General features: G+C 62.8%; 18 protein-coding genes and 1 pseudogene. 14 read left to right on the plus strand and 5 right to left on the minus strand.

Annotation, left to right across the window (positions count from 1 at the left end; translation table 11 throughout):
• Positions 1-262 precede the first annotated feature (262 nt).
• The 4 genes from ACNOHI_RS10175 (at position 263) to ACNOHI_RS10190 (ending at position 2,896) form a co-directional block, all read left to right on the plus strand.
• Positions 263-610, plus strand: a complete 348-nt coding sequence (locus tag ACNOHI_RS10175; RefSeq protein ID WP_420474558.1) for a DUF4148 domain-containing protein — start codon at positions 263-265, stop codon at positions 608-610.
• 496 nt (positions 611-1,106) lie between these two features.
• Positions 1,107-1,430, plus strand: a complete 324-nt coding sequence (locus tag ACNOHI_RS10180) for a DUF4148 domain-containing protein (RefSeq protein ID WP_420474559.1) — start codon at positions 1,107-1,109, stop codon at positions 1,428-1,430.
• Between the two features lie 249 nt (positions 1,431-1,679).
• Positions 1,680-2,537, plus strand: a complete 858-nt coding sequence (locus tag ACNOHI_RS10185; RefSeq protein WP_420474560.1) for a hypothetical protein — start codon at positions 1,680-1,682, stop codon at positions 2,535-2,537.
• Positions 2,534-2,896 (plus strand): hypothetical protein, encoded by a 363-nt coding sequence (locus ACNOHI_RS10190; protein ID WP_420474561.1) that lies wholly within the window; start codon positions 2,534-2,536, stop codon positions 2,894-2,896. Before ACNOHI_RS10185 ends, ACNOHI_RS10190 begins: the two co-directional genes overlap by 4 nt.
• A gap of 9 nt (positions 2,897-2,905) precedes the next feature.
• On the opposite strand, the gene ACNOHI_RS10195 is transcribed toward ACNOHI_RS10190, so the two are convergent.
• A complete protein-coding gene (locus ACNOHI_RS10195) occupies positions 2,906-3,820 on the minus strand; it encodes a queuosine salvage family protein (RefSeq protein ID WP_420474562.1) in 915 nt (304 codons plus the stop codon).
• Positions 3,821-4,003: 183 nt separating this feature from the next.
• On the opposite strand from ACNOHI_RS10195, the gene ACNOHI_RS10200 reads away from it, so the two are divergent.
• Positions 4,004-4,312, plus strand: coding sequence for a c-type cytochrome (locus tag ACNOHI_RS10200; RefSeq protein ID WP_420474563.1), 309 nt, complete (start codon positions 4,004-4,006; stop codon positions 4,310-4,312).
• 567 nt (positions 4,313-4,879) lie between these two features.
• Here ACNOHI_RS10200 and ACNOHI_RS10205 read toward each other — a convergent pair.
• Positions 4,880-5,173, minus strand: coding sequence for a GIY-YIG nuclease family protein (locus tag ACNOHI_RS10205; RefSeq protein WP_420474564.1), 294 nt, complete (start codon positions 5,171-5,173; stop codon positions 4,880-4,882).
• Positions 5,174-5,409: 236 nt separating this feature from the next.
• Between ACNOHI_RS10205 and ACNOHI_RS10210 the strand changes: the two genes are divergently transcribed.
• Positions 5,410-6,666, plus strand: coding sequence for a porin (locus ACNOHI_RS10210; protein ID WP_420474565.1), 1,257 nt, complete (start codon positions 5,410-5,412; stop codon positions 6,664-6,666).
• Positions 6,667-6,711: 45 nt separating this feature from the next.
• Here ACNOHI_RS10210 and ACNOHI_RS10215 read toward each other — a convergent pair whose 3' ends face one another.
• A complete protein-coding gene (locus ACNOHI_RS10215) occupies positions 6,712-7,035 on the minus strand; it encodes a hypothetical protein (protein ID WP_420474566.1) in 324 nt (107 codons plus the stop codon).
• Between the two features lie 189 nt (positions 7,036-7,224).
• On the opposite strand from ACNOHI_RS10215, the gene ACNOHI_RS10220 reads away from it, so the two are divergent.
• From ACNOHI_RS10220 to ACNOHI_RS10240, 5 genes are all read left to right on the plus strand, one after another.
• A complete protein-coding gene (locus ACNOHI_RS10220) occupies positions 7,225-7,893 on the plus strand; it encodes a hypothetical protein (RefSeq protein ID WP_420474567.1) in 669 nt (222 codons plus the stop codon).
• 32 nt (positions 7,894-7,925) lie between these two features.
• A complete protein-coding gene (locus tag ACNOHI_RS10225; RefSeq protein WP_420474568.1) occupies positions 7,926-8,099 on the plus strand; it encodes a hypothetical protein in 174 nt (57 codons plus the stop codon).
• Between the two features lie 97 nt (positions 8,100-8,196).
• On the plus strand, positions 8,197-9,393 hold the full coding sequence (locus ACNOHI_RS10230; RefSeq protein ID WP_420474569.1) for a dienelactone hydrolase family protein: 1,197 nt from the start codon (positions 8,197-8,199) through the stop codon (positions 9,391-9,393).
• A 248-nt stretch (positions 9,394-9,641) separates the two neighbouring features.
• Complete coding sequence (locus ACNOHI_RS10235) at positions 9,642-13,124, plus strand: bifunctional diguanylate cyclase/phosphodiesterase (protein WP_420474570.1); 3,483 nt, start codon at positions 9,642-9,644, stop codon at positions 13,122-13,124.
• Positions 13,125-13,163: 39 nt separating this feature from the next.
• Positions 13,164-13,946 (plus strand): alpha/beta hydrolase, encoded by a 783-nt coding sequence (locus ACNOHI_RS10240; RefSeq protein ID WP_420474571.1) that lies wholly within the window; start codon positions 13,164-13,166, stop codon positions 13,944-13,946.
• Between the two features lie 148 nt (positions 13,947-14,094).
• Here the strand turns inward: ACNOHI_RS10240 and ACNOHI_RS10245 are convergent, their stop codons facing one another.
• Positions 14,095-14,508 (minus strand): VOC family protein, encoded by a 414-nt coding sequence (locus tag ACNOHI_RS10245; RefSeq protein ID WP_420474572.1) that lies wholly within the window; start codon positions 14,506-14,508, stop codon positions 14,095-14,097.
• A 229-nt stretch (positions 14,509-14,737) separates the two neighbouring features.
• Here ACNOHI_RS10245 and ACNOHI_RS10250 point away from each other — a divergent pair.
• A pseudogene (locus ACNOHI_RS10250) lies at positions 14,738-15,064 on the plus strand (Mpo1-like protein).
• Here the strand turns inward: ACNOHI_RS10250 and ACNOHI_RS10255 are convergent.
• A complete protein-coding gene (locus ACNOHI_RS10255) occupies positions 15,061-15,927 on the minus strand; it encodes a LysR family transcriptional regulator (RefSeq protein ID WP_420474573.1) in 867 nt (288 codons plus the stop codon). The pseudogene ACNOHI_RS10250 and the gene ACNOHI_RS10255 sit on opposite strands and share 4 nt — an antisense overlap.
• Positions 15,928-16,103: 176 nt before the next feature.
• Between ACNOHI_RS10255 and ACNOHI_RS10260 the strand changes: the two genes are divergently transcribed.
• Together ACNOHI_RS10260 and ACNOHI_RS10265 are read left to right on the plus strand one after the other, a co-directional pair.
• The gene (locus ACNOHI_RS10260) at positions 16,104-16,991 is read left to right on the plus strand and encodes an MBL fold metallo-hydrolase (protein WP_420474574.1); all 888 of its coding nucleotides are present in this window, start codon (positions 16,104-16,106) and stop codon (positions 16,989-16,991) included.
• 202 nt (positions 16,992-17,193) lie between these two features.
• Positions 17,194-18,948 (plus strand): 4Fe-4S binding protein, encoded by a 1,755-nt coding sequence (locus ACNOHI_RS10265; protein WP_420474575.1) that lies wholly within the window; start codon positions 17,194-17,196, stop codon positions 18,946-18,948.
• The last annotated feature ends 257 nt before the right edge of the window (positions 18,949-19,205 follow it).

Consider the following 19,205-nt stretch of genomic DNA (forward strand, 5'->3'; position numbering starts at 1 on the left):
TCTCGGTGGCTCCTGAAGCACGGGACAGTTTGTGTTCGCCGAAGCGGCGGCTTGAATTGAATTGCGCCAATCACGCAAGACCTGCCTCGCCTCCCCCTGCCGCTGACCTGAGTCAGCCTCCTCCTACAGCCTGCTGGTCGCCGGCTGACAGTATCCGCATTCACCGAAGCGCTCTTGCAGCGGCCTGCGCGAACCGGTCGCTGCACGAATCGAGACGGCGCCAGAAGCGTGCCGTCAATTGTCTGCTTGATCGGAGGTCAACATGAAAACCACGCGATGCATTTCCCGAATCACTGCACTTTCGGTACTGGCCGTCTCCGGCATCGCTGTTGCAGACGTAGGAATGAGTGATGGGAGCGATTTCTTCCGCGATTTCAAGTCCACCAAATCACGTGCGGAAGTGCGGGCGGAGCTGGACGCGGCACGCGGCCAATCGAGCCTGAATAGCGACCGCATCAGCGCCGATAGCTACGATAGCGCCAGCGGCGTGCGCGGCATGCCGGGTTCCCGCTATACGGGCAAGACACGCCAGGAGGTGCGGGACGAACTGATCCAGTATCGCAAGACCCATGATTCCAGCTCGCCGAGCGATCTTTATTTCGGCGGTTGAAGCGCTGCTGCGGATTGGTCGAGGCGTCGATCCAGGTCTTGCGTGATGACAAGGCACGCGTTCGCGAACCCGCTTCTGCTTCGCGAATCGACGCGAAAGGCACCGCAGCCACGCACGCGAACGAGCCGCTGAAACCTCGCTGATGACCGGCCTTCAGCGGCTCGACGATTTTCCTTGAAGTCACGGATGACGCGACATATAGTGGTTGGCACCCATGCTATGCGCATCATCTCGGTGGCTCCCGAAGCACGGGACAGATCGAGTCCGCCAACCCGGCGGACTGGATTGCGCCAATCACGCAAGACCTGCCTCGCCTCCCCCTGCCGCTGACCTGAGTCAGCCCTCACCCCCCATCCCGTCGGTCGCCGGCTGGCTGAACCGCATTCACTGAACGCACTCGCAGTGGCCTGCGCAAACGGACGACTGCAAGGAGCGAGGCGGCGCACGCTGCATCGTGCCAGCGTGTCGTCGATTGTTTGCTTGATCGGAGGTCAATATGAAAACCACGCGATGCATCTCCCGAATAACAGCAATCTCCGTACTGGCCGTATCCGGCGTTGCCGTTGCCGAAGTCGGCATGCGGGATGGAGAAGATTTCTTCCGCGATTTCAAGTCCCTCAAATCGCGCGCTGAAGTGCGCGCCGAATTGGAGCCGGCACGGGCGCCGTCAACCATGACCAGCAGCGGAGGCAGCGGCGTGATGGGCGTTTCCGGTTCGCGCTATACGGGAAAATCCCGCGACGAGGTACGGGAGGAACTGATCCAGCATCGCAAGACCTATGAGCCCAATTCGCCGAAGGATATCTATTTCGGTGGCTGAATAGCTTCCGCCTAATTGATCGCCCGGCCTCACCACGCGTCGGTGAGGCCGGGCGATTGCTTTGCATTTCACCCGCGACGCGAGCGGCCATTCGTGACTTTCCTTGAGGTTTGACCAAGGACAAACGGCTGCAAGCCAGTAACTGTCATTTACACGGGCAGTCCCTACACTCTCCCCCACCTGTCACACCAGCCCCGGCAACACGCATGCCGGTACCGCTTCTGCGTCGCAGTACAGCCTGGAGGAAACATGCGATTCAAACCGTGGAATGCGTTGCTTGGCGGGATCGTGTATCTCTACCTGTTCGGCGTGCTGTTCGCCGGCATGCCGGGCGCTGCCGTGCTGCTCCTGCTGTATGCAGGCGCGTGCATGCTCATCGCCTGGCGGCTGATCGCCCGGGCCGAGTCGCGACGCACCGGCAACACCATCGAGTTCGCACAATCGGGCGCCACGGATGCGCTGGGCTTCCAGTGGGGAAGCTTCCACCATGTCTTCCATTCGAAGGAGGCGGTGAACGAGTCATTTCGCGATGCGCTCGGTGCAGCCTTGCGCGGCAAGCTGGGCTACTCCGCCTTCCAGGAAATCACCTTGAAGGACGTCGACCGCGATCTTCCCGCACCGGAGGCGCGGACTTTTCTCGTCAGCAGCGCGAAGGAGACAACGCGCCACGCCGGGTTCAGCATCATGTGCGGCTTCACACGCAGCGCCGATATCCAGGGCGTGCGCTGGTGGCTGCTGGTGAGCGGCATTCGCGATCCGAACAAGACCTTCTGGTTTCTTGCACTGTCGCCGGTGATGCTGCCCTTCATCCTTTACGCGATCGTGCAGCGGCAGTATGACCCTTTGAAGAAAGTGATGACGGTCTATCCCGGCTTCTTCAATGAGATCGACATCGTCAACCGCACGCGCGAGCTGCAGTTCGTGGCCTTCGAAACGCTGGTCGAGGTGCTGGATTCGTTCGGCATCGATACCAGTGACCTCAAGCAGCAGAAAGCGAACATCCTCAGCATCAATGTCAGCGGCGGACAGACATCGTTCGGCTCGGTGGTGCAGGGCGCGATGAACAAGGTGTCCGGCATGGCCGTCGGCGGAGGCGCGAAGACATGACAAACAAGATGAACATCAACGTCTCGGGCGGGACAGGGGCCTTCGGCGCCGTGTCGCAGGGGAATGCAGCGTGCGTGAGCGGTACCGTCACCGTCACGCAGGAAGAAGTCGAGCATCGGTTCCGATCGACGGAGCAGGCGTTGCGCGCGCTGGCCGAGTCGCTCGGGAAAACGCATGCCGACGTCGACGCGGCGCTCGCACGGATGACGGCGCTGAAAGAACGCGCGCTCAGCAATCCCGGCAATGTGGAAGAGGGCGCCACTCTCCTCAAGACGGTTCGGGAGAATTTCTCGTGGGCTTATCCGGCGATCAAGGACTTTGCACAGGCAGTGTGGCCCCTTGTGACCGGGGCGTCTTGATCGGCACCCTCAATAATCGGTCGTAATGGTCAGGTGATGCGGAATCGCGCCGCAGGCCAGCCGGTTCTGCCACAGCACATTGACCATCGCATGCTCCGACACGCCGAGGTGCTGGGCCATTGCTTGCGTGCAGAGCACCGTGGCCGCCCGGATCGCGCGCTCCTCGGGACTGTGGCGCAGGATGAGCGTGTGGCGGTCGATCTTCGCGGCCAGCTCCGGGGCATAGCGCAGGGCCTTGATGGAGCGCATGACCCGCGGCATCTGGTAATTGGCGGCGACGATGACGTCACAGTCGATGCCGGTGCCTTGGTCGATGAGATACCCCGCGTACCACATGACCGCCAGTTGCGCGCGCATCAGGTAGGCGTCCTGGCCGTAGGCAACCGGGAACCGTTTTGCCAGACGTTCCGCATCGTCAGAGGTGAGGCGGCCCGTATTTCCTGCGGCGACGAGTTCGGCAGCGGCCTTTTCCAGTTGATCGCCCTGCAGGACTTCGCGCAGGAAATGGGCGCGGCGCCGTGCCAGCGGAATGTCGCCGAAGGCATGGATGACTGTTTGTTCCGCGGAGGCGCCCAGCTGTTCGCGCAGGCGGTCCGGCGTGGCTGTTTCGCCCCACACCTGGTCAAGCGCGGCGGTCAGGCCGTCCGCACCGCCCGCGCCGTTCCAGTGGTAACGCACCATCCCTTCCGGCGTGGGCGTCCAGAACATGAAGTTCAAACTGTTGAGCACGATGCTGTAGGCCGCCGCGCCTTCATGCGTTTTCCCGGCGGGTTTTGCCGACAGCCCCGTGGTCGCATGGCTGAACCGGTCGGCGCGCACCGGCAGCCGCGCGATGGCGTCCGTATCGACCGCGACGAGGGCAGGCTGGTAGTCGTGGCGGGCCTGGGCGAGGAGGCGTTCTTTTGCGGCTTGCGGCTGGTTCATGCGCGCACTCTCTTGACTGGGCGGTTGAGAAATAGTCTCTACGCCAGTAAGGATAAGGCACAGTCGCGATTTTCTGAACATAAATTAAGGAAATGCGGAAACGGGGCCGCGACAATGCCGCCTGGCCGGGAGGCAGGCTTGCCCGTGCCGTCCACTCCAACATTGATTTTCCAGGGAAAGAATATGAACCGTTACCTTTGTATCGCTCTCGCCGCCGGCAGCATCGTTTCCACCAGCGCATTCGCCGATGTCAAACTTGCCACGGCCAAGAACTGCATGGCATGCCACGCCATCGACAAGAAAGTGGTCGGGCCCGCATTCAAGGATGTCGCGGCCAAGTACGGCAGCCAGAAGGGCGCCGAGGATGCGCTCGTGCAGAAGGTGCTGAAGGGCAGCACGGGCGCGTGGGGCGGCATGCCGATGCCGGCGAACACCGGTGTCAATGAGAAGGAAGCCAGGACGCTGGTGCAGTGGGTGCTGCAGCAGAAGTGATAGGGTGGCAGCTCGTCTTCGTCACCTCGCAAGCGGGGTCATCACGTTCATCATGTAATGCCCTCTCCCCGTCATTGCCGCGAAGGCGGGAATCCATAAGCCGGGTCATAAAGTGGACTCACTATGGATTCCCGCCTGCGCGGGAATGACGGGATATTTTTCTAGTTGAATCGAGCGCATTTACCCGCCGTCAAATGCATGTTGAAACGCATGCGCAACCAACCAGAAGATCAAGCAGTGAACGCGTCATACAAGTCCCGCCACTACATCACGTTCATCTTGTAATTCTCGTTCACCGTCATTGCCGCGAAGGCGCTAATCTCTGCCCGCATCTTTGCAACTCGAGTCGGAAGGCGGGTGGCTATGGTCGATTTGCCTCATCAAGTAGCCCGTCGTTCCCGCGAAGGCGGGAACCCATAAGCCAGGCGTTCCAACCGACTCACTATGGGTCCCCGCCTTCGCGAGGACGACGGGGAGAGGACATCGTTGATGGAATCGGCGGTGCCCGCATTTAAGCGCCGATGTATCGCAAACTGATATACGTACCGTAGCGCATGGACGCGAAGATCAAGCAGTGAACGCGTCATACAAGTCCCGCCACTGCGGATTCTCTCGTTGAATCAGATTGATCTTCCACTCCCGATTCCACTTCTTGATTTGCTTCTCGCGCGTGATCGCAGCGATGGCATCGGCGTGCATCTCATACCAGACCAGATGCTTGACGCCGTGCTCCTTGGTAAAACCATCCACCACCCCTTCCCGATGTTCCCAAACGCGCTTGATCAGGTTGGAAGTGACGCCCAAATACAAGGTGCCGTATCGCTCGCTGGCGAGCATGTAAACGCAAAAGGTCTTGTCCATGGGATGCATCTTGCCGTGGACCGTGTTCGGCCAGTAACAAGACTTGCAAGACCACGCGCACATCATTGGCGCCACACCGTCACCCCGTCGCGAATTCCCCACACCACAACCATCTGTCACCCCATCCTTTGACACTCCCCAAGCTTGCTCCCCAGTGAAGTGATATTCACTGAGAAGCAGCGCATGATTCGCACCGGCGCTGCTTCCTGCGAAGAAAAACAATCTATGGAGGCAACATGAAGATCAAGACTCTCGCCGCCGTGCTCGGACTCTTCGGCGCCGTGCCCGCTCTCGCGCAATCCAGCATCTCTCTCTACGGCATTGTCGACGCCGGCATCCAGGCATCGCGCTTCGGCAACGGCACGCAAACCAACCTCGCCAGCGGCATGGCCGATGGATCGCGTATCGGTTTCAAGGGGACGGAAGACCTGGGCGGCGGGTTCAAGGCGACCTTCACGCTGGAGTCGCGCTTCGAGCTGGATACGGGCGAACTGCGCAACGGCTACCTCGGACGCAATCCCGATTTCGCGCTGCTGCAGGGCGCGCCGCTTCCGGCGGCAAGCTCGCTCGCGCTGGCGACGGCGCTCGGCCAGAATCCGGCCGTGGTCAACGCCGGCGGCGCCTTGTTCGATCGCACGGCGATGGTGGGCCTGATTACGCCTGTCGGCGCCATCCTGCTCGGTCGCCAGTACACCCCTGCCTACGAAATCGGCGCGATGGCCGATACCTTCGAAACCGGTTCGGTGGGCGGCTGGGGCAGCATCACGACCGGAACCAGCGCGCTGTACACGCCCGGTGTGGCGATCCGTTCGAGCAATGCGATCCAGTATCGGATGCAACTGCCAAACGGTCTTGGCGCGTCATTGATGTACAGCCCCGAGGACCGCGGCTCCGGTTCCCTCGGCGTGTCCAACCGCTTCGTCGGCGGAAATGTGAAGTACCAGGCGAATGACTTCAACGTCGGCATCGGCTACAACCGCGAGGACGATCCGTTCGGCGCGCGTTCGCTGCGCACGGCTGTCGTCGGTGGCTCGTACACCTTCGGCAAGATGAAATTCTTTGCCGGCTACATGACGATGAAGAACGACAATCCCGGCATCGGCTTTGCACTCACGCCGACCATCACTACCGCGCTTGGCGCCGCCGGTGCGGCACTGGTGCCGACGGTGGTGGGGACCATCAACACGAACGCACGGCTGGATGCGGACAGCGCGTCGCTCGGCATGCACTACACGATTGGCGCAGGACGTCTGATGGGCGCTGTGGCCCATACCAGGAACGACCTGTTCCCCGACAGCGACGTGACCCTGGTCTCGCTCGGCTATGACCATAACTTCTCGAAGCGGACCGATGTGTACCTGTTTTTCGCGCTCGCCAACAACGACGCGAACGCACAGTACGCATTGGGAGGCGCGGGCTACAGCGGTGGCTTCACCACGCGCGGCGGGCAGGACGCGAGGGCGGTGCAACTGGGGGTGCGCCATCGTTTCTGATCGAGGCGCACTCCCGGGGTGATCACGGAATGCCGCGTTCGGGTTTCAGCGGCACTTCTCGTTATGCGCCTGCTTGATATCGGCGAGCAGGTCGGCGCGCTCCGACGCGCCGCCGATTTTCTGGCCGCCCACATAGGCGAATGCGCAATTCATGCCGTCGGCCTGCTTCTGGTAACTCGTGTAGAGCTTGATGAGTTCCGACGAGCGCGCGCAGTCCTGCGGCGTCGGTTTGTCGCCACGCATCTTTTGAAAGCCGGCGACTTTTTCCTCGACGGGCTTGAGCAGGGCTTCGCATTGCTGCTGCGTCGCGGCGTGTGCGGCATTCAATCCGGCGGTCATGGTCAGTAGGGCGGCCAGAACCAGGCGCATGGTGTTCTCCTTGATGAGTTATCGGTATGGCGCTGTTCGTCCAGTTGGCGAGCAGGCGCGCACGAGAATAATGGGTTTTCGGGTTTCATGCAGGGAACACGATCCACGCTGCGCGTCGTGAACCAAGCGTGATGAAACGTGACAAAGATTCCATGTGGCGAACCCACACGGACATCAACAGGAGCCAACATGAACAAGAAGATTGCCCTGGCCTGCCTCGTCGCGGGCCTTTCCTCCGTCGCCGCGCATGCGCAGGTCGGCGTTACCGGATCGCTCGGGACCACCGGACTGGGCGCGCATGTCAGCGTTCCGGTCATGCCGAATCTCAATGCGCGTTTCGGCGTCAACGCGCTGCGGTACAACTACGACGGCAGCACTTCCGACCTCGATTACGACTTCAAGCTCAAGCTGCGCACCTTCGACGCCTTGCTCGATTACTTCCCGCAGGGAACGGGCTTCCGCTTCACCGGCGGTATCGTTTTCAACGGCAACAAGATCGACGCTGTGGGGCGCCCGACCGCGGCAGGGACGTACACGCTGAACGGCCGCACCTACCCGGCCGCTGCCGCCGGCACACTGGATGGCAGGATCGATTTCCGGAATATCGCGCCTTACCTCGGAATTGGCTGGGGTAACGCACTTGCGAAGGAAAAGGGCTGGAAATTCTCGACCGACCTCGGCGTCATGATCCAGGGCTCGCCGCGCACCTCGTTGTCCAATGTCGGCTGCACCGCGCCTGCACCGCTCTGCGCGCAACTCGCCGCCGACGTGGCTGCGGAAAACATCCGGCTCAATGACGAAGCGGACGATTTCAAGGCCTACCCGGTGCTGCGCTTTGGCGCGAGCTACAGCTTCTGACGGTGATCGAAGGAGGGCATGTTGACGTTCCCATGTTCATAGGATTACTGGCGCCTGTAGCATCCGGGGCAACGGCCTGGGACTCGCCTTTCGTCGGCGTCGTCGCCGTACCGTTGGCCGCCGGAGAATTCGAGCGACTCTACAGGGCATTGGCGGGAAAGCTGTTTGACGACCCGTCTTTCCTTCGCGCGCTGTCGAACGACTGAGGACATGTGGCGGTGCCGGTCGAGGGCAATTGACGCACGCGTTTCCTCACGTGACAATCCACCGACACTTGTCATCCTTGACCCCGGATACCGCCACATGTCCACACGCGTGCTCCTTCGTTCCGCGCTCCTGGTATGTCTCACTGCATTCGGCAGTGCTGCCCAGTGCATGGACCGCGTTTCCATTCCCAGCCTTGACTATCAACTTGAACTGAACGGCTACTGGTTTCCTGCCGCCTCTGCCGAGCCCCGCCCGGCTGTCGTTGTCCTGCACGGATGCGGCGGGGCAGTGGACGATCAGCAGAAACTGAACCCCGGCTACTTCCGGGATGCGAGCTACTTCAACGCGGAGCGCATGCATCTGCTTGCGCTCGACAGTTTCACGTCACGCGGATTGCGATCGATCTGTGAGATCCCGCGAGACCGCCGCACCGTCTCTGAAGAGAACCGGCGCGACGACGTCTTCGCCGCGCTGCGCTGGCTCGCGCAGCAGCCGGGTGTGGACAGCGCGCGCATCGTGGTGGTCGGCCGTTCGCATGGCGGACAGACGGCGCTCAGCGTGCTCGATCGCACGGAGAAGGCGGTCAAGGAACAGGCCATCAAACCCAAGGCCGTCGTTGCCCTCTATCCCGGCTGCTCAGGCTTCCTCAAGATGTGGAACTACGAACTCGTTGCTCCCCTGCTGCTGATGATCGGGGAAAGCGACGACTGGACGCCGGCCCGGGCCTGCATCCAGCTGCGCGAGAAGGTGATGCGCGCGCAAAAGGATGCCGTCTTCGAGATGCACGTCTTTCCGGACAGCCACCATGGATTTGACGGAATGACGCCACCGTACACGAAAACGAATGTGGCCGGGACCCGGAGCGGCACCGCCACGGTGGGAGGGAACCCCGCCGCGCGTGAAAAGGCGCACCGGCTGATGTTCGACTTCATCTCGGCGCAGTTGAACGAACCTTTGCGGCTCACGCACGAGGAGCGCTTCCTCGGGCATCTGTTCGAAGTGCCGCAGGCAAGCGGCTATGCCGACATCAATGATGTCGCAGCGCTGCCGGGCAGCGAGAAAGCCCGGGCCCGCTACGAAAAATACCTTGCCGATCCGTCGCCCAAGGCTTTCGTCATCACGGAGAAGGGCGGTTGGGCAGTCAGTGCGGGGAAAGCCGATGCCATGCAGGCGAGCCTCTCATTCTGCAAGAACGTGAAGTGCTGGCTCTACGCGGTGGATGACCGGGTTGTCTGGCAGGCCGAGCCTGCGAACAGGATCGATCAGGCGAAGCTGGTGCGCAAGGACAGATAGGCCAGGCATATGGCATTGGACCGCACAACCGGCGCGCTCATCGCACACGGACAAACTTGAGCTAAATCAATCAATTTTCCGCGCTCGGCTCCTAGTATTGTTGTAACAACAACATTGCCGGAAGTCCTTGCCAGGGAAGACCGGTTGGTGCAAGGACGGGCTGCCGTGGGTAATTCAAATCTCGCTGCTGGAATGTGGGTGTCGGTTGAACGACGCCGGTCAGCAATATTCTTTTTGCCGGGCGGCCGATGATGGCCGCCTCGACCATACACGCGCTGCCCGCGAACACGGGCCTGGAGACATCAACCGCGCCTCCGGTGGCGAAGCCGCCGCGCATGAGCCGGCTCGCCATCCAGCTGTCGCTGTTCTTCGTTCTCATCCTCGCCGCACTCTGGGGCGCCATCCATGTCCAGCTCAACAGCGCGCGCGAGGAATTGCTCAGGGCCGCCGAGCGCGACCGCGCCAATCTCGCGCGCGCCTTCGCCGAGCAGGTGACCGCTTCGCTGCGCGGCATCGACCTCTCCCTCATCGCCCTGCGCGAACAATGGCGCCGCGATCCGAGCGAATTCCACGATGCCGTCCAGCGCCAGCAGAACTACTTCGTGCGTGACGTCAGCTTCCAGGTCGCCGTCATCAAGGGCGACGGACAACTCGTCTACAGCAGCCTCGATCCGGAGGCCAAGCCCGTGTTCCTCAATGATCGCGAACATTTCCAGGTCCACCAGGCAAGCGGCGCCGATCAATTGTTCATCAGCCGCCCCACGCTCGGCCGCGTCTCCGGACGCTGGAGCATCCAGTTCACCCGTCCGATCCGCGACAAGGCCAACCGTTTTCTCGGCGTGATCGTGATGTCGGTCGCGCCGGAATACTTCTCCCGCTTTTACGATTCCATCAACCTCGGCTGGGACGGCACGGTCACCCTTGTCCGCTCCAGCGGCGAGATCCTTTCGCGTTCGCCGGACGGGCTAGCCGCCGTCGGCACATCCCTCGCGGACCGTCCGTTCTTTTCAACGGCCCAGGAAACCGGCAACTTCCAGGCGCACGGCAAGACGGACGACATTGAGCGCATCTACACCTGGCGCAAGCTGGATGACTTCGGACTGGTGGTCGTGATCGGCGAAGGTGTCGACAGCCTGCTTGCGTCTTACCATGCCGAGCGCCGCAATTTCCTCATCGGCGGCGTGCTGGCCACTGCCTTGCTCGGCTTCTTCGCCCTCCTCATCGCCGCCGGACTTCGGCGGCAGGTGCGAGCCGCGGCGGCGCTGGAACAGAGCGAAGCACGCAGCCGCCTGCAGGTGGCCGCCCTGGAAGCGGTCGGCGCCGGCGTCCTCATCACGGATACCAGTGCCGCGATCAAATGGGTGAACAGCGGATTCGAAACCCTCACCGGCTACCGCAGGGAGCAGGTCATCGGCCGCCGCCCATCCGAGCTTACGGCACAGGACGGCTCGGAGGACGACTATTACGAAGATCTCTGGCGCACCATCCTCTCCGGCCAGGCATGGCGCGGCGAGCTGCTCAACCGGCGCAGCGACGGCACGCTCTACGACGAGGAACTGGTCATCGCGCCCGTCAAGGACGGTAGCGGCCGCATCAGCCATTTCGTCGGCATCAAGCAGGACATCTCCGCACGCAAGCGCATCGAAAAGGCTCTGCAGCAAAGCCACAGCCTGCTCGCCAAACTGTCGCGGCAGGTTCCCGGTCTGATCTGCCAGATCCGCGTTTCGCCCGACGGCCGCATTGCCATCCCCTTCGTCAACGACGCCGTTGTCGAGATGTACGGCGTCACGCCGGAACAGGTGCGCGAGGATGCGAGCGAACTGCTGTCGCGGATCCACGCGGACGACCTGGTTGCCGTTACCGGAAACATCGAGGACTCGGCGCGCACGCTCAAACCCTGGCAACAGGAATACCGCGTGATGCTCGACGACGGGATGCGCTGGCACTACGGCAGCGCGCGGCCGGAGCGCCTGGAGGATGGCGCCACCCTTTGGCATGGCTTCATCACCGATGTCACCGAACGCAGGAAGGCCGACGAACAATTGCGTATCGCCGCCGCCGCGTTCGAGCTGCAGGAGGGCATGATCGTCACCGACGCGAAAGGCACCATCCTGCGCGTCAACCGCGCCTTCGAGCAGGTAACCGGCTACAGCACTGACGAAGCCATCGGAAAGAACCCCGGCATCCTGCACTCGGGCAGGCAGGACGCCGACTTCTATCGTGTGATGTGGCGCGACATCGTCGACACCGGCACGTGGCAGGGCGAGATATGGAACCGCCGCAAGGACGGCGAGATCTATCCCGAGTGGCTGGTCATCTCCGCCGTCAAGGACAACGGCGGCAGGACGACGCACTACGTCGCCGCCTTTTCCGACATCACCCAGCGCAAGAAGGCGGAAGCGCAAATCCGCGACCTCGCCTTCTACGACGCGCTCACCGGCCTGCCGAACCGCCGCCTGCTCATGGATCGCGCCGCGCACGCGCTCGCTGTCAGCGCCCGCAACAGGACCCGCGGCGCCATCATGCTGCTCGATCTCGACCACTTCAAAACCCTCAATGACAGCTGGGGACACGATGTCGGCGACCAGCTCCTGGTCCAGGTCGCCGAACGCCTCAAGGGGTGTGTGCGCGAACGCGACACCGTGGCGCGACAGGGCGGCGATGAATTCGTCATCCTGCTAGAAGACCTCAGTCCCGACGAATCGGCTGCCGCCGCGCAGGCGGAGACCGTCGCCGCCAAAATCATCGACGCGCTCGACCGGCCGTACGCGCTGCGCGGCATCCCCGGAAGCGGCTACCACAACACCCCCAGCATTGGCATCTGCGGCTTCCTCGGCCATGCCGAGCCGGTCGAGATCCTGCTGAAGCATGCCGACGTTGCCCTCTACCGCGCCAAGGATGCCGGCCGCAATACCATGCGCATGTACGACGCAGACATGCAGGCCGAGCTGACCGAGAAGGCGGGAATCGAAACCGGACTGCGCAATGCCCTCGCCGGCGACGGTTTCGCCCTCTACTATCAGCCGCTGATCAACGGCGCGCGCAAGATCACCGGTGTCGAAGCCCTTCTTCGCTGGGACATGCCCGGCCACGGCACCGTCCCGCCCGCCCGCTTCCTTCCGGTCGCCGAAGAGACCGACCTCGTCCTGCAGGTCGGCCAATGGGTGCTGGAGCACGCGTGCGCGCAGGTCGCCGCCTGGTCGCGCGTGCCCGGCATGGAACACCTCGTCGTCAGCGTCAACATCAGCGCCCGCCAGTTCCGGCATCCGGAGTTCGTACGCAACGTGGAATCAGTGCTGGAGGCCAGTGGCGCCAACCCCGAACGTCTCAAGTTCGAGCTGACCGAAGGCGTGGTGCTCGACAACGTCGCCGATGCCGTCGCCAAGATGACGGCACTGCACCAGCGCGGCATCCGTTTCGCGATCGACGACTTCGGCACCGCCTACGCGTCAATGATCTTCATGAAGCGCCTGCCCATCGACCAGATCAAGATCGACCAGTCTTTCATCAAGGGCATCGAGGCGGACGAAGGCGATGCATCGATCGTGCGGACCATCATCGACATGAGCCGCTCGATGGACATGGAAGTGGTGGCGGAAGGCGTGGAGAAGGATGCGCAGCATGTGTTCCTGCGGGAGCATCGGTGCGATCTGTTCCAGGGGTATTTGTTCGGGAAGCCGATGCCGGTGGGAGAGTTGGAGCGCGTGGTGGAGAGTGCTACAGTCCCTTGAACCGCACATTTCAGACGGGCAGGACAACCCTCACGCACCATGAACGATAAGCTGATACCCTGGATCGCAGCAATTGTGCTGGCAGCACTCCCGCTCGCGGCATCCGCCGACGGCGTCCTCAAGAAAATCCCCACGCGTCCCGACGTCAGGACGACCCTCTTCTGGGATCCTGCCGACAACCCCAGCGCCACCGTCCTCCTTTTCCCGGGCGGCGATGGCGGCTTCGGCAAGGTGGTCGATGGCCGGGCAAGCAGCGGCAACTTCCTCGTCCGCAGCGCGCAGCACTTTCGCGCCAACGGCTTCAACGTCGCCATCTTCGGCCGACCCAGCGACAAGCCTGAACTCGATTACCCGGACCGGATCAGCGACAACCATGTGGCCGACATCCGGGCAGTGCTGGCGCATCTCAAGACCCTGAGTCCCGCACCGGTCTGGCTCGTGGGTACCAGCCGCGGCACGATTTCCGCGACTGCCGCGGCGATCAACATCAAGGACGCTGGCATCACGGGCATCGTGCTCACATCCAGCGTGGTCAGCTACAGCAAGGTTGGCGCGGTGCCAACGCAGAACCTGGCGGCGATCGGCGTGCCGGTGCTGGTCCTGCATCATGCGAAGGATGCCTGCCGCGTCACCCTGCCGCATGAGGTGCGGCACATCGTGGACGGGCTGACGAACGCGCCGGTCAAGAAGGCGGTGATGGTGGATGGCGGCGGCAATCCCGCCGGCGATCCGTGCGAGGCGATGCATTGGCACGGCTTCATCGGGATGGAGGAGGAAGCGGTCAGCATCATTGGCAACTGGATCAGGAATCCGTTGCCCTGACGGGCGGCCGGACGTTACGCCGGCTGCTATGTCCGCACCACTGTGTCGGGCGATGCTTCCGACCATACGCTGGCGAGTGATGCGGACCTTCACACCTGCAAGGCAGGCGCCCGTGAACGGGTGATTGTGCGCGCGTTTGCCCCGTGCGTCACGGAAGCACGATGACCATCCATCCCATGCCGAACTTGTCGGCGACCATGCCGAAGCAGGGCGAGAAAAAGGTCTTGCCGATCGGCATCTGTACGGTGCCGCCTTCCGCCAGCGCATCGAAGGCCTTGCGCGCGCTCTGTTCGTCGGGAAAATCCAGCGAGAGCGAGAAACCCTGGAAGCTGGTGTGGCCGGAGCAGCCGCCGTCCGAGGCCATGACGGTCGACGCGCCGATGCGCAGGGTGGCATGCATGACCTTGTCTTCGGAATTGGGCGGGACGGCGCCGGGCGGCGGCGGGTCGGGCGAGTCCTTGAAGCGCATCAGGTCAATGACCTCGGCGCCAAGCGCGCGGGCATAGAACGCGAACGCCTCTTCGGCGCGTCCGTTGAAGAACAGGTAGGGCTGGACTTGCATGGAACTCTCCTCTTGTCTGTGGGCAATGCAAGAAATGTCGTCAGGGATGGTGCGCGAGGCACCATCACTTCCACGACGATCGGGCGCGGCGCGAATCGACATCATCCGTCATCATGCGCGCATCTTTTTTGCGCTGCCCGCAGGCGGAGCAATACCCCGCAATTTGGTGTACTTTGATAAGGACAAGGCGCGGCATTCCATGCCGCCCGACAACAATCAAGGAGACGACATGAAAACCAATGCCTCGCTGGACGGCGCGCGGTTTGCCACGTTCCGGGAGTTCTATCCCTTCTACCTGGGGGAACACGCCAACCAGACGTGCCGCCGGCTCCATTTCGTCGGCAGCACGCTGGTCCTGGCGTCGCTGGCATGGGTACTGGCCACGCAGAACTGGGCAGGATTGTGGCTGATGCCGGTGCTCGGCTACGGCTTTGCCTGGGTCGGGCATTTCTTCTTCGAGAAGAACCGGCCGGCAACCTTCTAATATCCTCTCTACAGCCTCGCAGGAGACTGGGTGATGTACTGGCAGATCCTGACCGGAAAGATTCGCTTCTAGGCTGCTTGCCGCAAGCGTTGCGTGGCATAGGCCTGCAGCAGCGCCTGCTTCGACTGCCGGATGAAGCGCGTCATCTCCTGGTCATCCGCGCGACAGGCCAGCCCCACCTTGCGCTTCAGCGCGCTGCCATGCCGGATCGGCCTGACCACCGCATGCAGGAGTCCCTCGCAATGCGATTCCGGCAGGAGCGCGATGCCAATGCCCATGTCGACCAGCGCGGGCACGGCTTCTTCCCGCACGACCGAAGCACGGATATCCGGCTGGATGCGCTGGCGTGCCAATGCTTGCGCGAAGAGGCGGCTCAAGGGACATTCGGGCCGTGCGATGAACGGCGCGCCGTGCAGGTCGGACGGCTCGAGTTGCGCCTTGAATCGCAGCGGATGGTTGCCGGGGATGAGCGCCACGTAGTCTTCCTCCCAAAGCGTCAGCATCCATTCGTCCGCGCGCTTGTGCTGCTCGGACGCCAGCTTCAGGTCGAAGGCTTCGCCTTCCTGCACGAGCCTGAGCTGCATGCCCGGTATGCGCTGGTAGAGCAGGTCGATCAGCGGACCGGCACGCCGCACCGGCATGTCACAGGCGAGCTGCAGGCGGAGTTCGCGTTGCGGCGGGCGGGTGAAGCTTTGCAGGAGGGCGTTCGATTCTGCGAGCAGGTCCTTGGCCCTCGGGTAGAGCTTGTCGCCGTCGGCGGTCGGCGTGAGACCGTGGCGGGCGCGCTCGAACAGGACCGCGCCCAGCGTGGCTTCGAGGTTCTGGATGGCGGTGCTGATCGAGGGCTGCGCGATGTAGCAGCGCTTGGCCGCGCCGGTGATGGAGCCTTCCTCGTAGGCGGCGACGAAGTATTTGAGGGCGCGGAGGTCGAACATATAGGTAAATTATTGAATGGGCATATTTATAAAATATTATGCCTATTCCTTGGGTGGCGCTAGAGTGGGGGAATAAGAGGGCGGTTGAATGCGGGAGGATGGCTTGACAATCTCCTCACTCCTAACCCACACCATTACGCCCCGCCACATCTGCCACTTACAAAGGAACCCACCCCATGTCCCGACTGTTCGCCGCGATCCTGCTGTCCGTCATCATGGCCGTCGCGCACGCCGACAATGCGCCGCCCACCGTCGGCTTCTCCATCGTCAAGACCGGCAGCCTGCGCGTGCGCGAGGCGTTGGTCTTTGCCGGCGGCGATCTCGGCAAGGAGGTGGAAACGATTTTCTCCGCGGTGCTGGTCAAGCACGGCGAGGACACCTTCCTGTTCGACACCGGCCTGGGCAGCAATATCGCCGACCAGTACCGCCAGGACATGCCGCTCTGGAACCGTCCGTTCTTCCGCTACGAGGATCCCGTCGCGCCTGCGCGCACGCAGCTGGACAAGGCGGGCGTAGCGCCCGTCCGGCGCGTCTTCCTGAGCCACAGCCACTGGGACCACGCGAGCGGCGTGGCGGATTTCCCGGAGGCCGAGGTATGGGTCCCGGAGCAGGAAATGGCAGTGATCCGCCAGCCGGCTTCCGCGCTCGGCGGCGCCTGGCCGTCGCAGGTCGGGGCGCAATCCATCCAGTGGAAGACACTGGCGTTCAAGCCCGTTCCTTACGAGGGCTTCTCGCACAGCGCCGACCTGTTCGATGACGGCAAGGTCGTGCTCGTGCCGATGTTCGGACACACGCCGGGCTCGATCGGCATGTTCGTGAAGGTGGATTCGGGAAAGCGCTATTTCTTCGTGGGCGATGTGGTGTGGAATGCCGGCGCGGTGAAGGAGGGGCGGCCGAAGTTCTGGCCGGCGCGTATCCAGGTTGACAAGGATGCCGGCCAGACGCAGCGCACGGTGGATCAGGTGCGCGCGCTGGTCGAGCGCGACGCGGAACTCGTGGTGGTGCCGGCGCATGACGGCGCGGTACAGCAGGCACTAGGGTTCTTCCCTGCTTGGATCAGATAGCGCGATTGCGGACAGTTGTTTGCACGATTGAAACCGGCATTGACGTTGTTTCATGCCGCTTTTTCCTGATGTCGGACAAAACCTATCGAAGCGGCAAGTGATTCTCGGCATTATTTGATCTAGAGTACGGCAGCGGCGATTTTGCCTCGCGATAATCCTTGACGAGCGGCATATCAAGGGCCGCGAGATCCTACTGCCAATCATGAAACACATCATTTTTGCCGCGATGCTTTTGCTCGCGCAGGGCTGGAGCGGTTCAGCGCTCGCCCACACCGAACATGGGCTGGCCCCGGTCCCCGCAAAGACGCAGAAGGCGGCGCCCGCGCCCGCCGCGCCCGTGCAGGTCGACGACGGCGCCGTCGCGCCGGAACCCGTACCGGCCGCTGCCGCTGAGGAGGAGGTGTATCCGGACGAGCCCATGGAAATGCTTCACCCCGGCCTGCCCGAGGAGTGGCGGATTCCCGCGGGGATTGTCATGTTCGCCATCACCCTGTGGGCGCTGTTCGCCCGCTTCCCGGCCGAGTCTTCTCCCAAGAGCATCAACCTCGCGGCCGCGCCGCTGGTCGGCGGCATCGTGCGCTTCCTGAACCGCAGCCCGTATCCTCTGCTGTCGATGAAGGTCGTGTCGGTCGGGGTCTTCCTGATGGTGGTCGTGGCTGGCCTCTTCGGCACCACCTTCGCCGAACACAACCTCGCCACCGCGCTGGTATGGAACCTGTGGTGGCCGCTGGTGGTGGTGTCGGTGCTCTTCCTCGGCACCGCATGGTGCGCGATCTGCCCCTGGAACACGCTGGCCAACTGGCTGGTGCGCTGGCGCTTGTGGCGCCGACGCGATCCGCATCCCGGCCGCAACCGCAAGGTGCCGCGTTACCTGCAGAACGTGTGGCCGGCGCTGTTCATGTTCATGGGCCTGACCTGGCTGGAGACCGGCATCGGCGTGACCGGCTGGCCGCTCGCGACGGCGCTGATGGCGATCATCATGCTGGTACTGTCGGTCATCTTCATGCTGCTGTACGAGCGCAAGGCGTTCTGCCGTTATGCCTGCCCGGTGGGCCGCACGCTCGGTTACTACTCGCGCCTGGCGCCGGTGTCGGTGCGTCCCGTCGAGCAATCGACCTGCGACACCTGCAAGACGCTCGAGTGCTACAACGGTTCGAAGGACATCGAGCCCTGCCCGACGCATCTCGTGGTCGGCCGCTTCAGCCAGAACACGAACTGCCTCTCTTGCGGCAGCTGCATGCTGAGCTGTCCGAAGCAGAACGTGACCTGGCGCCTGCGTCCGCTCGGCAGCGAGGCGAAGGACCAGTCGCAGGCGCGTCCGCAATGGGACGGCGCATGGTTCATGCTGGCGCTGCTCGGCATCACTATCTTCCACGGCCTGACCATGATGGAATTCTGGGGTGAATGGGTGGGCATGCTGGCCGGCCTGATCGGCGAAACCGGCAAACCGCTGATCAGCTTCACCGTGGCGATGCTCGGCGTCTGCGGCGCGGTGGTGGTGGCCTATGCCGCCGCGATCGGTCTCGCGTGGCTGGGCAACGGACGCCGCACGCCGTTCAAGACGCTGTTCGTGTCGTTCGCGTTCGTCACGCTGCCGCTGGCCTTCGTCTACCACCTCGCGCACAACCTCGACCACCTCTCGCGCGAGAGCGCCAACCTGGTGCAGTTGTTCACCAATCCGCTGGGTACGGGACTGGCTGCATTGTCGGCGTCGGCCAAGCACGACATGATGATGGATCCGATCCTGCCGGAGTTCGCCGTGTTCACGCTGCAGGCCGGACTGATGGTGCTCGGCTTCTGGCTCGCGGTGCAGATCGTGCGCCATCGCGCGCGCGGCCAGCTCGACGCAGCAAGCGGTGTGCGCAGTTGGCGGTTGTTACCGCTGGTGGCTTTCATCGCCGCCATCACATCGACGGCCATGTGGCTGATGGCGCAGGGGATGGTGATGCGCTTCTGACGTTCAGGGTGCATTCATGCCACAACGCCTCCCATGAATATGGGGGGCGTTTTGTTTTGTGCGATCGCGCTTGATCAACCTCATATCGGCTGAAAAATCGAGGCTGAGAATACGCCCCCTGAACAAGGAGGGCGACGCTGTTCAGCCTGTGACCGCTTGTAATTGTCGTGCTTGAACGAGCGGGTAACGAGGCATGTCGACTCTCGGTTCTCACAGAGGGTATGCGCTGATGTGACCATCAGGCATGCCTGCCCAGC

Origin of the sequence: Noviherbaspirillum sp. ST9, from assembly GCF_048799745.1 — a bacterium.
GTDB lineage: Bacteria > Pseudomonadota > Gammaproteobacteria > Burkholderiales > Burkholderiaceae_D > Noviherbaspirillum.